The organism is Nocardioides sp. (assembly GCF_029937575.1).
Classification (GTDB): Bacteria; Actinomycetota; Actinomycetes; order Propionibacteriales; family Nocardioidaceae; genus Nocardioides.
This window is the reverse complement of the sequence record NZ_JAPYPS010000082.1, coordinates 1-15354: the sequence shown is the minus strand read 5'-3', so window position 1 is coordinate 15354 and position 15354 is coordinate 1. Positions and strand designations below refer to the sequence as shown.

Annotated in this window: 14 protein-coding genes; 6 read left to right on the top strand and 8 right to left on the bottom strand. The window is 70.9% G+C overall.

The window, feature by feature from the left end; translation table 11 throughout:
* Window positions 1-40 precede the first annotated feature (40 nt).
* The 3 genes from Q1K33_RS18685 to Q1K33_RS18675 form a co-directional block, all read right to left on the bottom strand.
* The gene (locus tag Q1K33_RS18685) at window positions 41-952 is read right to left on the bottom strand and encodes a tyrosine-type recombinase/integrase (RefSeq protein WP_300406256.1); all 912 of its coding nucleotides are present in this window, start codon (window positions 950-952) and stop codon (window positions 41-43) included.
* Between the two features lie 117 nt (window positions 953-1069).
* Window positions 1070-2338: an RNA polymerase sigma factor gene (locus tag Q1K33_RS18680; protein WP_300406257.1), complete on the bottom strand. Its 1269-nt coding sequence runs from the start codon at window positions 2336-2338 to the stop codon at window positions 1070-1072.
* 329 nt (window positions 2339-2667) lie between these two features.
* Window positions 2668-3240, bottom strand: a complete 573-nt coding sequence (locus Q1K33_RS18675) for an HhH-GPD-type base excision DNA repair protein (RefSeq protein WP_300406255.1) — start codon at window positions 3238-3240, stop codon at window positions 2668-2670.
* A gap of 121 nt (window positions 3241-3361) precedes the next feature.
* On the opposite strand from Q1K33_RS18675, the gene Q1K33_RS18670 reads away from it, so the two are divergent.
* The 3 genes from Q1K33_RS18670 to Q1K33_RS18660 all read left to right on the top strand — a co-directional run bounded on the left by Q1K33_RS18670 (window position 3362) and on the right by Q1K33_RS18660 (window position 7876).
* On the top strand, window positions 3362-4948 hold the full coding sequence (locus Q1K33_RS18670; protein WP_300406254.1) for a hypothetical protein: 1587 nt from the start codon (window positions 3362-3364) through the stop codon (window positions 4946-4948).
* 117 nt (window positions 4949-5065) lie between these two features.
* Window positions 5066-6637 (top strand): hypothetical protein, encoded by a 1572-nt coding sequence (locus tag Q1K33_RS18665; RefSeq protein ID WP_300406253.1) that lies wholly within the window; start codon window positions 5066-5068, stop codon window positions 6635-6637.
* Between the two features lie 60 nt (window positions 6638-6697).
* A complete protein-coding gene (locus Q1K33_RS18660) occupies window positions 6698-7876 on the top strand; it encodes an AI-2E family transporter (RefSeq protein WP_300406252.1) in 1179 nt (392 codons plus the stop codon).
* Here Q1K33_RS18660 and Q1K33_RS18655 read toward each other — a convergent pair.
* Window positions 7866-8243 (bottom strand): universal stress protein, encoded by a 378-nt coding sequence (locus Q1K33_RS18655; protein WP_300406251.1) that lies wholly within the window; start codon window positions 8241-8243, stop codon window positions 7866-7868. The genes Q1K33_RS18660 and Q1K33_RS18655 overlap by 11 nt on opposite strands.
* Before the next feature lie 86 nt (window positions 8244-8329).
* On the opposite strand from Q1K33_RS18655, the gene Q1K33_RS18650 reads away from it, so the two are divergent.
* Window positions 8330-8794 carry a hypothetical protein gene (locus tag Q1K33_RS18650; protein WP_300406250.1) on the top strand — a complete coding sequence of 155 codons (465 nt, stop codon included), beginning with the start codon at window positions 8330-8332 and terminating at the stop codon, window positions 8792-8794.
* A 13-nt stretch (window positions 8795-8807) separates the two neighbouring features.
* On the opposite strand, the gene Q1K33_RS18645 is transcribed toward Q1K33_RS18650, so the two are convergent.
* Both Q1K33_RS18645 and Q1K33_RS18640 read right to left on the bottom strand, forming a co-directional pair.
* A complete protein-coding gene (locus Q1K33_RS18645) occupies window positions 8808-10277 on the bottom strand; it encodes a glutamate--cysteine ligase (protein WP_300406249.1) in 1470 nt (489 codons plus the stop codon).
* Window positions 10278-10296: 19 nt separating this feature from the next.
* Window positions 10297-11298, bottom strand: coding sequence for a DUF4192 domain-containing protein (locus Q1K33_RS18640; RefSeq protein ID WP_300406248.1), 1002 nt, complete (start codon window positions 11296-11298; stop codon window positions 10297-10299).
* 129 nt (window positions 11299-11427) lie between these two features.
* Here Q1K33_RS18640 and Q1K33_RS18635 point away from each other — a divergent pair, with 129 nt between their 5' ends.
* On the top strand, window positions 11428-12807 hold the full coding sequence (locus Q1K33_RS18635) for a DNA polymerase IV (protein ID WP_300406247.1): 1380 nt from the start codon (window positions 11428-11430) through the stop codon (window positions 12805-12807).
* Window positions 12808-12818: 11 nt separating this feature from the next.
* On the top strand, window positions 12819-13820 hold the full coding sequence (locus tag Q1K33_RS18630; RefSeq protein ID WP_300406246.1) for a GNAT family N-acetyltransferase: 1002 nt from the start codon (window positions 12819-12821) through the stop codon (window positions 13818-13820).
* On the opposite strand, the gene Q1K33_RS18625 is transcribed toward Q1K33_RS18630, so the two are convergent.
* Both Q1K33_RS18625 and Q1K33_RS18620 read right to left on the bottom strand, forming a co-directional pair.
* Window positions 13821-14684, bottom strand: a complete 864-nt coding sequence (locus tag Q1K33_RS18625) for a biotin-dependent carboxyltransferase family protein (protein ID WP_300406245.1) — start codon at window positions 14682-14684, stop codon at window positions 13821-13823. It abuts the gene before it with no gap.
* The gene (locus tag Q1K33_RS18620; protein ID WP_300406244.1) at window positions 14681-15274 is read right to left on the bottom strand and encodes an allophanate hydrolase subunit 1; all 594 of its coding nucleotides are present in this window, start codon (window positions 15272-15274) and stop codon (window positions 14681-14683) included. Before Q1K33_RS18620 ends, Q1K33_RS18625 begins: the two co-directional genes overlap by 4 nt.
* Between the last annotated feature and the right edge of the window lie 80 nt (window positions 15275-15354).

Sequence of the window (15354 nt, the reverse complement as noted above, 5' to 3'; positions counted from 1 at the left end):
GCTCGAATTCGTGCGACGTCGGCGCGCCGGGCCTGGTTGTCTAGAGTTCGCCGAGGTTCAGGCTTCGCGCCTCTTCGGCCGCGCGGGCGGATGCCTGGGCCTTGGTGTAGCGCATGAGCATGTCGGGTCGCGTCCACCCGGCCACAGCCATCAGGCCGGACTCCGAGCCGCCGGCGGCGAGCCAGCGGTGGGCGGCGGTGTGGCGGAGCTTGTGCGGGTGGAACCCGACGATGCCGGCCTGCTGGGCGCGCATGGCGAGTGTCTTGTGCAGGGCGTCGTAGGAGAAGCCCTTGCCGCGGTCGCCGAGCCACAGGTCGGTGCGATCGGCCAGGCGGTGGCCTCGGCGCAGTCGTAGGTAGCGGTCGATGGCCAGGGCGACCTCGGGGCCGAACGGGACGACGCGGCCCTTGCCGCCCTTGCCTCGGGTGACGGTGGCGACTCCCCCGGCGAGGTCGACGTCGGCGAGCTGTAGGGCGACGACCTCGCCGGCGCGCATCCCGCTCTCGAGCATCAGGCGCAGCATGGCCTCGTCGCGGCGGTGGCGTAGCGCCTCGGTCGGGGTGGCGCCCTTGGGTGGGATGCAGGCCTTGAGCAGCCCGCGCAGCTCCTCGCTGGTGAGCGGCTCGATGACCCGTTCGTCGAGCTTGGGGGCCTTCACGCCAAGGAACGGGTCGGCGCTGATCTCGCCTTCCTCGACGAGCCAGGCCGAGAAGCGGCGCACAGCAAGCTGGCGGGCCCGAGCGGTCGAGGCTGCGGCTCCTCGGTCGAGCAGGTGAGCAGTGAACAGGTTCAGGCTCGAGCGAGACATTGGATCGACCTCGTGCTCGGCACAGTAGGCGAGGAACTGAGCTACGCCGTCGCCGTAGGTCTTGAGCGTCTGCGGTGACTTCCGCTCGGCGCGCAGCGCGAGCTGCCAGGAGTGGGCCAGCTGCTCGGCGTCGGTGACCTTCACGGGACACACCGTAGCCTGATATCTGGACTAGAAGCGCTGTGCTGCGCTAGCGTGTCGTCCTGTCAGGCACCGAAACCGCCTCCCACCTGCACAAACAGGCTCAAACGGTCACGGCGCTCAGTCCAGGTAGTCGCGCAGCACCTGCGAGCGGCTCGGGTGGCGCAACTTGGACATCGTCTTCGACTCGATCTGGCGGATCCGCTCGCGCGTGACGCCGTAGACCTTGCCGATCTCGTCGAGCGTCTTCGGCTGACCGTCGGTCAGTCCGAAGCGCATCGAGACCACGCCGGCCTCGCGCTCGGAGAGCGTGTCGAGAACCGCGTGCAGCTGCTCCTGGAGCAGCGTGAAGCTGACGGCGTCCGCCGGCACGATCGCCTCGGAGTCCTCGATGAGGTCACCGAACTCCGAGTCGCCGTCCTCACCGAGGGGCGTGTGGAGCGAGATCGGCTCGCGGCCGTACTTCTGGACCTCGATGACCTTCTCCGGGGTCATGTCGAGCTCCTTGGCGAGCTCTTCGGGCGTGGGCTCGCGGCCCAGGTCCTGGAGCATCTGCCGCTGGACGCGGGCGAGCTTGTTGATCACCTCGACCATGTGGACCGGGATCCGGATGGTGCGAGCCTGGTCGGCCATCGCTCGCGTGATGGCCTGGCGGATCCACCACGTGGCGTAGGTCGAGAACTTGTAGCCCTTGGTGTAGTCGAACTTCTCGACTGCCCGGATCAGACCGAGGTTGCCCTCCTGGATCAGGTCGAGGAAGAGCATCCCGCGACCGGTGTAGCGCTTGGCCAGGCTGACGACGAGACGCAGGTTGGCCTCGAGGAGGTGGTTCTTGGCGCGCTTGCCGTCCTCGGAGATCCACTCGAGCTCCTCGAGCACCTTGGGCGTGATCTTGCCGCCCTTGGCGAGCTTCTCCTCGGAGAAGAGGCCGGCTTCGATGCGCTTGGCGAGCTCGACCTCCATCTCGGCGTTGAGGAGGGGCACCTTGCCGATCTGCTTGAGGTAGTCCTTGACCGGGTCGGCGGTGGCGCCGGCCACCATGACCTGCTGGGCAGGCTCATCGGTGTCGTCGGCGGCGGAGACCACGAAGGACGACGTGGCAGTCGCCTCCTCCTCGTCCGCCTTGATGGTGGGGTCGGCGGCGACGTCCTTCTCGAACTGCTCGTCCGGGACGTCGGGCAGGACCTTCTTGCCGTCGGGGCCCAGCGCCGGCGCCGCAGCCTTCTTGGCCGGAGCCTTCTTGACAGGCGCCTTCTTCGCCGCGGCCTTCTTGGCCGGAGCGGCCTCCGGCTCGGCGGCAGCAGCCTTCTTGGCGGGCGCCTTCTTGGCCGTCGCCGTGGTGGTCTTGCGCGTGCCGGTCGCGGCCGCCACGCGGGCCTCGACAGGCAGCGCCACGCTCAGTCCGAGCGAGCTCAGGTGAGCCAGCAGCGACTTGAGGTGGCGGGGCTCGACCCCGGCCTCGTCACTGGCGCGGCGAACCTGGTCGGGGCTGAAGGAGCCCGAGGCCGTCGCCTCGTCGATCAGGGTGAGGACGGCGGGGTGGGAGAGCACCTCGGTGGGGATCTTGCGTGCGTTCGAGGACACGAACACCTCTCGTGAAGCTGCGCAGGGGCTGACGGTCTGGTTCTGGTGAAGCTGGGTCAAGCGGATTGTGGGCGCGGCAAAGACCGGTGTCGTCAAGAGCCGCTGACGTCATTCTGCCACGGCCACGAAGGATGTCAGGAAGAGGCCTGCGCCTTCGCCGCTGCCTTCTTCTCCTTCTTGAAGTCCCGGACCTTCTGGAGGCTGCTCGGATCCACCACGTCGGCGACCGATCGATAGCCGTCCAACGCGTAGTCGCCCACCAGCTCCTCCCACCCCTGCTTGCGTACGTCGAGCTGCTTGGCGAGCAGGGCTACGAAGATCTTGGCCTTCTGCGCACCGAAGCCAGGCAGCGCCTTGACCCGCCTCATCAGGTCCTTTCCGTCCGACGCCTCGGTCCACAACCGAGCCGTGTCGCCGTCGTACTCCTCGACCACGAGGCGAGCCAGGTCCTGCAGGCGCGCCGCCATCGAGCCCGGGAACCGGTGGATAGCCGGAGTGGCGCTGCACAACGCGGCGAACTCCTCCGGGTCGGCCTCGGCGATCGCCCGGGGGTCGAATCCCCCGAGGCGCTCGCTGACCTTGGCCGGGCCGCGGAACGCGTGCTCCATCGGGTACTGCTGGTCGAGCATCATGCCGGCGAGCAGCGCGAACGGGTTGTCGGTCAGGATCTGGTCGGCGTCGTCGAGACCGGTGATGTGGATGGCCATGTCCTCATCATCGCTCACACGCCAGCTGGGCCGCGGCGCCGCGCTCGCCGCGTTCGGCGGTTCAGCGGACGGACGCGTCGATCTCCTCTAGCCTCGAGGGTCGAACCAGGAGGCTCCCCCCATGAAACGACGTCTCGTCGGCGCCACGACAGCGCTCGCCACCACCCTGACCGCCCTCGCACTGGTGGGAGCGTCACCCGGCGTCTCCGCCGAGCGCAGGGCCGCCACCCTGACGGCAACGCCCGACGTCTTCGTCGGCGGCCAGGGCCTGAACTTCGTCGGCACCATCCCCGGTGCTCCCAACAAGAAGATCCGCATCGAGACCCGGACCAACCGGACCGGCGACCAGTGGAACCTGCGTCCGGCAGTGGTCGGCTCGACCAACGCCAAGGGCGAGTTCGACATCGTCTACCAGGCACCCAACAACTTCGGGATCAAGTACCGGCTGACCGCCTCGAACGGAAAGTCCAGCAGCGCCGTCCTCTTCGAGCCGCGCCAGCAAGAGGTCGTGCTGTCGTTGAACGGTGGCCCGGACCAGGAGCCAGGCTCCGTCGTCTCCGGCGACGACTTCACCATCGACGTCAACACCACCCCGACCGGACGCGGCAACCTGGGTCGACCCGCGCCGCCCTTCCCCGGCCGCGAGCTCGCCCTGCAGCAGCGCGTGCGCGGCGACCAGTGGAGGACCGTCGCCACCGCGCCCGCCGACGACAAGGGAGCCGCCCGGTTCACCCTGACTGCGCCCGCACCCGGCGACCTCGCCTACCGGATCCGGCAGGCCGACCTCAAGACGGGCGGGGACCAGATCGGCTGGTTCCCCTCCTTCCCGCTCGAGATCACCGTGCTGGCGCCCGGAGCCGCCCCCGAGCTCCCGACGTCGTTCGCACCGCCCGCCGTCACCACCGACGAGGACGCCGACCGTGCTCCCACGACGGTCACCTTCCCCCGATCCGGCGGCACCCCGCTCGCCAGTCAGCGCTACAAGTGGGGTCCCACCACCTGGGACTTCGCCTGGGTCGACGGCGAGTCGCTCACCGACCCGCCCTACCGCGGCCGCAAGCTCAAGGGCCGCTGGATCGACGCCTCCGACGGATCGGGCCGGGCCTCCCACTACAACGGCGGCATGGCCTTGAGCACCAACGTGAGCGAGTGGCCGGGCCTCGGAGACCACGGCTCGACCTCGGTCACCCTCCAGGGCAATGCCCAGACCTACGGCCGGTGGGAGTTCCGCCGGCGCATCGACGTCTTCGAGGACGCCGGCCCCGACTACAAGGTCAAGATCGACCTGGTCCCCGAGAGGGCCAAGGACGACCACTGTGGAGCCAACACGGTGAACGTCGCCGAGGTGAAGTTCGACGCCACCAAGGTCAAGATCGGGGTGAAGTCGAAGCGGGCCAAGAAGTCGTGGAAGGGCAAGCGCCGGATCCCCGCGCTGGGCGACGGACCCCACACCTTCGGCATCGAGCTGACCCGCTCCCACATCACCTGGTTCCTGGACGGGAGGTCGCTGGCGACGGTGAAGAACAAGAAGGCCGTGCCCGGGGTTCCGCTCACGCCCCGACTCAGCCTCGTCGGAAAGAAGCAGCAGGAGATGCGCCGTACGCGTGTCCTCTACGACTGGCAGCGCGCCTGGCAGCTGAACAAGCAGGCGAAGAAGGCGAAGGTCGGCAAGGGCCTGAAGTCGAAGAAGCTCAAGAAGGCCTGCTGAGCCGTAGGGAGCCAGCCGACTCCGTGGCGCCTGCGTCCTGGAATCTCGGGACGCCGGCCCGCGGCGGGTCTAGTCTTCGCTCGTCGACATGTGGGTCGACCAGTCGAGGAGAGCACGATGAGACGTCCCCTGGGCGCTGCCCTGACCACCCTTGCCCTGGCCATCGGCCTCCTGACCGGGGTGGATGCCCCCGGAGCCTCCGCCCAACGAGCAGCCTCGACGTTGACAGTGACGCCGGACGTGTTCGTCGGCGGCCAGGCGCTGCGCTTCGTCGGGCAGATCGATGGTGCCCCGAACGCCAAGCTGCGGATCGAGACCCTGACCAACCGCCCCGGCGACGAGTGGAACCTGCGCGACGAGATCATCGCGACCGCGGACGCGCAGGGGAGATTCGACTTCGAGTACCCGGGCCCCAGCAACTTCGGCATCAAGTACCGCGTGCGCACGACCACCAACAAGACGAGCCCGGCCGCGCTCTTCGAGCCACGCCAGCAGGAGGTCGTGCTCTCGCTCGACGGTGGCCCCGAACAGGCCCCCGGCTCGGTCGTGTCCGGGGATGACTTCACCATCGACGTCGACACCACCCCGACCGGGCGCGGCAACCTCGGGCGCCCCGCGCCGCCGTTCCCCGGCCGCGAGCTCGCGCTGCAGCAGCGCGTGCAGGTGAACCAGTGGAGGACCGTCGCCACCGCGCCGGCCTCGGAGACCGGCGCCGCCCAGTTCACCCTCACCGCCGGAGCCCCTGGACTCGTGGCCTACCGGATCCGCCAGGACGACATCCTGACCGGCGCCAACGAGATCGGCTGGTTCCCCTCGTTCCCCCTCGAGGTCACGGTGGTCGCGCCGGGCGAGGCTCGCCCGACGACCGCCTCCGGCCCGATCGTCCCGGCCAGCGGTCCTGCCCCGACCGGTGCCGCGTCGTACCGCTCCCCCGGCGCCACACCCCTGGCGAGCCAGCGCTACAAGTGGGGCCCGACCGAGTGGGACTTCGCCTGGCTGGGCGGCGAGTCGTTGACCAGCCCTCCCTACCGGGGCCGCACCCTCAAGGGAGGCTGGATCGACGCCTCCGACGGGTCGGGGCGCGCCGCGCACTACAACGGCGGACTGGCGCTGAGCACCAACATCAGCGAGTTCCCCGGCGACGGCGACCACGGCTCCACCACGCTCACGCTCCAGGGCAACGCCCTGACCTACGGCCGATGGGAGTTCCGCCGACGCATCGACGTCTTCGAGAACGTCGGCCCCGACTACCGCGTCCTGATCGAGCTGGTGCCGGAGAAGGCCAAGGACGACCACTGCGGCGCCAACACGATCACCGTCGCCGACGTCACCTTCGACGCGAGGAAGGCCAAGCTCGGAGTCTCCTCGAAGCGGGCCAAGAGGACCTGGAAGGGCTCGCGCCCGATCCCTCGCCTCGGCGACGGACCGCACAGCTTCGGCATCGAGGTGATGCGCGACCACATCACGTGGTTCCTGGACGGCGAGTCGCTGGCCACGGTGAAGAGCAAGAAGGCAGCTCCTGGCGTCGCCCTGACCCCGAGGCTCAGTCTCGTCGGACGGGGTCAGCAGGAGATGCGCCGAACGCGCGTGCTCTACGACTGGCAGCGCGCCTGGCGGCTCAACAAGCAGGCCAAGAAGGCCGAGACCGGCGCCAAGCTCAAGGCCAAGAAGCTCAAGGGCGCCTGCTGACCCGCTACCCCACCCGGGAGGATCGTGCCTCACCACCCTCCGGTGAGGCAGGGTGGACCCATGTCCGATCCTCGACCTGAGCCGATCCAGCCCGCCGCGAACCTGCCACCACGGGAGAAGGTCGTGGGTGCGGGCATCTCGTGGGTGTCACGCTGGACGTTGCGCTGGCTCGTCATCGCCGCCGGCTTCGTCGCCGTGGCCTGGCTGGTCTCCCAGGTCTGGACGATCCTGCTCCCGATCGTCCTCGCCCTGATCCTGACGACGGTCCTGCAACCGGCGGCCCGGCTGATGGAGACGCGGCTCGGCTTCGGTCCGGCGCTGGCCGCGGGCGCCGCCGTGGTCGGTGCCATCGGAGTCGTGGCCCTCACGGTGCTCTTCATCGTCCCGTCCGTCGGCTCCCAGGTCGGCGACATCGCGGACAGTGCCTCCGACGGGCTGAGCGAGCTGCAACAGCGCTTTGCCGACAGCGACCTCGTCACCCAGGCCCAGGTGGACTCGGTGGTCAGCGCCGCACAGGACCGGCTGCAGTCCAGCGCCAGCACGATCGCCAACGGGGTGCTCGTCGGCGTCGGCGCCGTGACCTCGGCCCTGGTGACGACGGTGCTGACGCTGGTGCTCGCCTTCTTCTTCCTCAAGGACGGGCGTCGCTTCCTCCCCTGGGTCGCGGCCACAGCCGGTCCGACCGCTGGACACCACCTGACCGTGGTGGCCTCGCGGGCCTGGGGCACCCTCGGCGGCTTCGTGCGGACCCAAGCCCTGGTGGGGCTCATCGATGCCGTGCTGATCGGCCTGGGCCTGGTCGTGCTCGGGATCCCGCTGGCCCTGCCCCTCGCCGTGCTCACCTTCGTCGCCGCCTTCGCGCCGATCGTGGGGGCCATCGCCGTCGGCGCCATCGCCGTGCTCGTCGCGCTGGTCTCCGACGGGTATGTCGCCGCGCTGATCGTGCTGGCGATCGTGCTGGTGGTCCAGCAGCTGGAGGGCAACGTCTTCCTGCCGTGGCTGCAGGGCAGGACGCTCAACCTGCACGCCGGCGTCGTGCTGCTGACCGTCGTGCTGGGTTCCACGCTCTTCGGCGTCGCAGGGGCGTTCCTGTCGGTGCCGGCGGTCGCCGTCGCGGCGGTGGTGCTTCGCTACCTCAACGAGGTGATCGCCGGGCGCACCCGAGACGTCGGGCCGGCAGCCGCGGACCCCACGGCAGAGCCGGGGTCCTCGCCGGAGGACCCGCAGGTCACGCCTTGACGGCCAGCACCGGGCAGTGGGCGTCGAGCAGGACCCGCTGGGCGTTGGAGCCCAGGATCAGCTTGCCCACGGGCGTACGGCGTCGCAGCCCGATCACGATGAGCACCGCGTCGTTCGCCTCGGCCACGCTGACCAGGTCTTCGGCGGCCTCGAAGCCGCGGGTGAGCTGACGCACCTCGTAGGCGATCCCCGAGGAGTCCAACGTCGCGCGCGCCTCGCCGAGGTCGGGCTCACCCTCACCGGTCCGGGCGCGGTGGGAGCTGACGACGATCAGGTCTGCCTCCCGCAGCCGCGCCTCCTCGATCGCACGGGCGAGCGCGGCTTCACCCTCCGGCTTCGGCACGTACCCGACAACGACACTCGACATGTCCGGCACGCTACCCGGCATCCGCGCCGGGGGCACCCTGTGGAGAGGCCCAGGCGGATCCCTCTGCGCTGCGGCACCCTGGGGGGATGTCGATCTCGTTGCCCGGTTGGCGGACCAGCGACGCAGACGGTGACGTGGGCCCGGCGTCGTCACCAGCCACCGAGCGGGACCTGCGGCGAGCGGTGCTGGACCACGTCGTCACCGAACGACGCCGGGTGTTTCCGCCGGTCGTGCACGTGGGGCTGCCCGGGACCGACGAGGCCTGCTTCCGGCCGGATGACCACGAGCTCGACCAGGCCCTGCGCACCGACGTCGTCGAGGCCCTCGCGCGACGGGTACGCCGACCCGACGCACCGCTGCTGGTGTGGCTCACCCGGCGCGGAGACCTCAGCGAGCAGGACGCTGACCTCCTCTGGGCACGAGCAGCACGCGGCGCGGCGTACGAGCTCGGTCGCCCCCTGTCGATGGTCGTGGTCACCCGCAAGGGCTGGCGCGACCCCCTGAGTGGTGACTCCCGCACCTGGCGACGGCTGCGTCCCACGCGGCCGTGACCGCGCGCGGCCGTCACCAGGTGTGGACCGGCTCATTGGTGTGCATCCGGGAGCGGTAGTCGCGCAGGGTGGCGCGCAAGGCGTCGAACCTGTCCACATCGCCGCGCGCCGCCATCGCCCGCACGAACCACTCGGCGCCGTTGGTGCCGAGCAGGCAGCGCTCCTCGATGATGCCCAACAGCCGGTCGGCGGTCGACGCCTCGACGCCCCATGACGCGAGCCCCTCATGAGCGAGTGGGAGCAGCCGCCGGAGCACCAGCTCGGTGGCGCGCACCTGACCGACACCGGGCCAGTAGACGAGGGCGTCGATGCCGTGCTGGGCCGCGGCGTGGAAGTTCTCCTCGGCGGCACTGAACGACATCTGGGACCACAGCGGGCGCTCGCTCTCGGCGAGGGCGCGCACGAGTCCGAAGTAGAAGGCCGCGTTGGCCATCGTGTCGGCCACCGTGGGCCCGGCGGCCAGGACCCGGTTCTCGACCCGGAGGTGCGGCACGCCGTCGGCCACGTCGTAGACGGGGCGGTTCCAGCGGTAGATCGTCCCGTTGTGCAGACGCAGCTCCGACAGCGTCGGCGTCCCGCCCGCCTCGAGAACCTCCAGCGGATCCTCCTCGTCGGTGATCGGCAACAGTGCCGAGAAGTAGCGGACGTTCTCCTCGAACAGGTCGAACACCGAGGTCACCCACCGCTCGCCGAACCACACGCGGGGCCGCACGCCTTGCGCCTTGAGCTCCTCGCTGCGGGTGTCGGTGGCCTGCTCGAACAAGGGGATCCGGGTCTCGCGCCACAGCTGCTGCCCCAGGAGGTACGGCGAGTTGGCCCCGACGGCGAGCTGGATCGCGGAGATCGCCTGGGAGGCGTTCCAGTAGGCCGCGAACATGTCCGGCGAGGTCTGCACGTGCAGCTGGGTGCTGGTGCAGGCGGCCTCGGGCAGGATCGAGTCGGAGGTCGTCTCGAGACGCTCGCCGCTGGTGGCACCACCGATGGAGATCACCAGGTCCTCCCCTCGGGCGTGCAGGATCTGCTCACTGAGCAGCCGGTAGCGGGGGTTGCCGCTGATGCTGTGCAGGCCCATGTGACCCTCGGCCAGCGTGGGCAGGACGCCGATCATCACGAGGTGGGCGCCGACCTCGGCGGACTTCACCTCGGCATCGTTGAGGCTGCGTCGCAGGTTGTCCTCGAAGGTCTCCAGGCCTCGCTCGCGCAGCTTCGCGGGTGGGACGTTGATCTCGATGTTGAACTGTCCGAGCTCGGTCTGGAAGTCCGGGTCGGCGATGGCCGCGAGGGCCTCGGCGTTCTTCAGCGCCGGGTCTCCGTGGTCGTCGACGAGGTTGAGCTCGACCTCCAGGCCCGTCATCGGGTCGTCGGTGTCGAACGCGGCCTCGCGCAACATCCGAGCGAAGACGTCGAGGCAGCGCCTGACCTTCTCGCGGTGCCGCGTCCGGTCTGACGAGGTGAATTCCTGCAGGTCGACCTCTTCGCCCATGAGCGCCACCCTAATCGGGTCAACCGGCGCGGGGCGGTTGGTCCAGCGAGGCCTTCCAGTCGATCGTCTCGCACCACGCCGACGGCGGGTGCGCCGCCTCGAGGAGCTCGGCGACGATCCGGGCGAGCCCGTAGCCGGGATCGGCTCCTTCGCACAGGTCGACGCCGCACCAGGCGAGCGCACCGTTGCCGTGCAGCCACGCGGACCACGCCAGCAGGGCGGCTGGTGCGGCGACGAGTCGATCGGGGCACCTGGTCACGGCGTGGGTCCACAACGCCACGGCAGCGCGCGAGCGCGGTCGGGAGATGGTGCTCCACGCTGCGTCGCGCAGACCGAGATGAGCCAGGTCGAGCAGGACCCGTGCCAGCGTGGGGTCATCGGGGACGCTTCCTCGCTCGAGATGCTCGGTGAGCACCGACTCCAGCCACAGGCCCTCGGAGAGCAGGCCCGCGGTGAGCAGGTCGCCGGGGACGGAGGCGCCGCGAAGGAGCCCCTCGGTCCGACGCACGGCGTCCGGGTCGGGGGCGAGGGTCGCTGCCAACGCGTCCCGGGAGCCGTGGGTCACCCGCCCGTCGACGACGGCCTGCACCAGGAACGGGTGCGCCGAGATGTCGTACGGGATCCCGGTGCGTCGGGCCAGCTGGTCGGACCCGGTCAACGGGTACCACCGCTCCTCGGTGACCCGCATCGCCTCGACCACCCGGATCCCGCACCGCTCGAAGCCGTGGCGCAGTGCGTGCCAGACCCGACGACTCAGCATCAGGTCGGAGCCGTAGAGGAGGAGGACCACCCGCTCCACGGCATGGTGCTGAGCCGGCGCGACCAGGGCGTCGACGAGCTCGGTGACTCCGCTGGCGTCGTCGGGCAGGTCGACGCGGGCGTGGAAGGGCGCGGCGGCGCCGAACGTCAGCATCACGACCGACTCGGTCGGGAAGAAGCCGAGCACCACCGGGGCGAGGGCCAGCAGGTCCTCCGGCGATCTGGCGGTCAAGGTCAAGGGTGACGGGCTGGTGGAGGTCATGGGGAGACCCTCGTCGCGCGCCACGACGTACGCCTCCCCGCGAACGGGCGCCTGTGGACAGGCGTGGCCATCACGCGCTTGTGGACGACTCGTGGGCACCCACGCGCGGGCCAGGGATAGGTTGCCGGGGTGCGCAAGCAGGCATCGGTGCTCCATCTCGACCTCGATGCCTTCTTCGCCGCCGTCGAGCAACGCGACAAGCCGTCGCTGCGGGGCAAGCCGGTGGTCGTGGGCGGCGTCGGCGGCCGCGGCGTCGTCGCCACCGCGTCGTACGAGGCCAGGCAGTACGGCGTGCGCTCGGCCATGTCGACGCGCGAGGCCCGCTCACGGTGCCCCCACGCCGCATTCCTGACCGGCCGGTTCCACGCCTACCGCGCGAGCAGCCGCATCGTGATGGCACTGCTGCGCGACGTCTCACCCCTGGTCGAGCCGCTGTCGCTCGACGAGGCCTTCGTCGACCTCGCGCAGGCGGGTCTGCCCGACCTCGAGGTGGCGACGGTGACGGCCTTCGCCCAGGACCTGCGCGCCCGCGTGCACGACGCCACGGGAGGGCTCACTGCATCCGTGGGGATCGGGACGTCGAAGTTCATCGCGAAGGTCGCCAGCGACCTCGACAAGCCCGACGGTCTGGTGGTGGTCGAGCCCGGGACCGAGGTCGACCTGCTGCGCCCGATGCGGGTCACCGTCATCCCCGGCGTCGGTCCGGCCACCGACGAGCGCCTGCGGCGAGCAGGGATCCACACCGTGGCCGACCTCGAGACGGTGAGCCTGGACGAGTTGGTCCGCCTGGTGGGGCGAGCCCACGGGACCGGGCTCTTCCACCTCGCCCGGGCCGACGACGACCGTCCGGTCGTGGCCGAGCGGGAGGCCAAGTCGGTCAGCGTCGAGGGCACCTACGAGACCGACCTGACCGACCGCAAGCTGATGGAGGGCCTGCTGACGCGCCAGGCCGGAGACGTCGCGGGACGCCTGCGCAAGAGCGGTCTCTCGGGCCGCACCGTCACCATCAAGGTGCGCTCCCACGACTTCACCACCCTGACGCGCTCGAGCACGCTGCCGGAGCCGACCGACAGCAGTGCCACGATCGCCCGACTGGCTCGCGGGCTGCTGGGCGACCTCGACACCTCGGGTGGGGTGCGGCTGCTCGGCGTCGGGGTCTCCGGGCTGGCCGACTGGATCCAGGACGACCTCTTCGGCGAGAGCGCCGGGAGCGGGTCGTCCGACGAGGCCACCGAGGCCAGCGAGCCCGAGCCGGTCGACCTCTCGGCGCTGTCGCGCAGGACCACCTGGGGGCCGGGCCAGGACGTCACGCACGACGAGCTGGGCCGGGGCTGGGTGTGGGGCTCGGGTCGCGGCGTGGTGACGGTGCGCTTCGAGACCGCCGAGACCCCCGCGGGCCCGGTGCGCTCCTACGCCGTCGACGACCCGGCACTGCGCCCGTGGCGCCCGCCGGAGGCCGACGAGGACCTCCCGGAGAATTCGATGGCCCCCGACGATCAGGCCCCGTAGCGTCGACCGACGTGGAGATCACCGAGCTGGACGTCACCGACGACATGTCCCTGCGCGCCGTCTACGACCTCGAGCGACGCGCCTGCCTCCTGGGACGCGAGGATCAGCCGCACTGGTCCTGGCAGGAGATGTCCGGAGCAGTGCGCAGACCCGACCCGGGCGAGCGCCAGTACTTCGCGGTGGGCCGCGACGCCGGGCGCATCGTGGGCTTCGGCGCGGCGTACCTCGGCATGCACGACAACCTCGAGAAGGCCTGGCTCGACGTGAAGGTCGACCCGTCGGCCCAGCACCGAGGCCACGGCCGGGCCCTCCTCGAGCACGCAGCCTCCGTGGCGCGCGACGCCGGTCGCAGCGTCCTGATGACCGAGGCACTCCTGCCCCTGGACCGGCTGGCCGACCATCGCACCAGGCGCTTCGCCGAGGCGGCCGGCTTCACCCTCTCCAACGTGGAGATCGTCCGACTGCTCGACCTGCCGGTCGCCGAGGCACGACTCGACGCCTGGTCCGAGCAGGCTGCGGCGAAGGGCAGCGACTACCGGATCGAGACGTTCGTCAACCAGATCCCCGACAACCTCGTGCCCTCGCTCGTGGTGCTCATCGGGCAGCTCCAGGTCGATGCCCCCACCGGCGACGTCGACTGGGAGGAGGAGCAGATCAGTCCCGAGCGGTTCACCGAGGCCCGCGCCTCCCTCGTCGCCGCCGGCCGCACGATGTACGAGACGGTCGCGATCGCGCCCGACGGGACCGTGGCCGCCCAGTCCACCATCTCGGTGCCACCGCCGGGTCGGCTCGACGCCTCCCAGTGGGGCACCTTCGTGCATCGCGAGCACCGCGGTCGCAATCTCGGCCTCGCCGTGAAGGCGGCCAACCTGCGCGCCGTGCAGGCCGCCCACCCCGAGTTGCGTCGGGTCAAGACCCAGAACGCCGAGACCAACGACTGGATGGTCGCGATCAACGTGCAGATGGGGTTCGAGGCCATCGAGGCCTCTGCGGAGTTCGTACGACGCGGCTGATCAGGCGAGCGTGAACCGCACGGGCTCGCCCGGGCCCAGCTGCGCGCAGGACGTGAGGTCCTCACCGAGCACGACGGCGATCACCGGGTAGCCGCCGGTGGTCGGGTGATCGGCCAGGAAGACGACAGGCTGTCCGTCCGGGGGCACCTGGACGGCTCCGAGCACCATGCCCTCGCTGGCCAGCTCGCCCGGCCGCGATCGCTCGAGCGGCCTCCCCTGCAGACGGAGCCCGACCCGGTTGGAGCTGGGCGAGACGACGTACTGCTGGGCGCAGAGCTCGTGCAGGACGTCGGCACCGAACCAGTCGAGGCGCGGTCCGGGCAGCACCCGCAGGGGCCCGTGGCGCCGGACGGTGGCGACGTCGGCGCCTGGCGGCGCACCCATCACGGGACCGACGGGCAGGACGCTGCCCGTGTGCACCTGCGGGGGTCCGACCCAGGCGAGGGTGTCGGTCGAGCGGGACCCGAGCACCGGCTCGACGGCAAGGCCACCGCCGACCGCCAGATAGCTGCGGACCCCCCTGGATGCCGGTCCCAATCGCAACCCGGCCCCAGGATGCAGCCATGTGGCCGCCCCATGGTCGCGGGCGGCACCGCCCACCTCCACGGAGCAGTCGGCTCCCGTGACCGACACCCACCGCCCCGCCCCGTCGTGCCGCAGGGTGATGCCACCGCCGGACACCTCGAGCACCGCGCAGTCCTCCTCGTTGCCGACCAGCCGGTTGGCCAGGGTCGCGGCTGCCGGGTCCAGCCAGCCCGCCCGCGGGACACCCAGGTGCGCGAACCCGGGACGCCCGCGGTCCTGCACCGTCACGAGCGCGCCCGCCTCCTCGACGTGCCAGGACGCCGACGGCCCCGCGCTCATCGGGGCACGAACCTGACACGCGTGCCCGGAGCGAGCAGCGCGGGCTCGTCGCGGGTCTCGTCCCAGAGCCCCACGTCGGTGGTGCCGAGGAGCTGCCACCCCCCGGGCGACGCGCCCGGATAGACCCCGCACCACGCGCCGGCGAGCGCGACCGACCCGGCCGGCACCCGCGTGCGGGGGGTCTCGCGGCGAGGTACGGCGAGGTCCTCGGGCAGCCCGGTGAGGTAGGCGAAGCCGGGAGCGAAGCCGCAGAACGCCGAGACGAAGTCGATGCCGCTGTGCCGGGCCACGACCCCGGCCACGTCGGTGCCCCAGAGATCGGCGAGGTCGGCGAGGTCGGCTCCGTCGTACGTCGTCGGCAGCTCCACCAGGGGTCCGAGCGTCTCCGCCTCCTCCGGGGACCAGCGAGCCAACAGCTCCTCCAGCGCGGACCGGTCCCCCACCCCGTCGAAGAGCACCGTTGCCGCTCCGGGGACCACGTCGACAGCAGGGGCCCGGCCCAGGCGCGCGAACCGCGCCAGCGACACTGCTTGGGCGGCGTCGGTCACCTCGACGAGCACGCCGTCGTGGCCGCACGGGAGGATCCTCATCCGGTCAGTGTTCACGACCTGGCGACGCGCCACCAGTGCGACGGCCCCCGGTCGGTGTCGCACGGGACGGATCCCGTGAG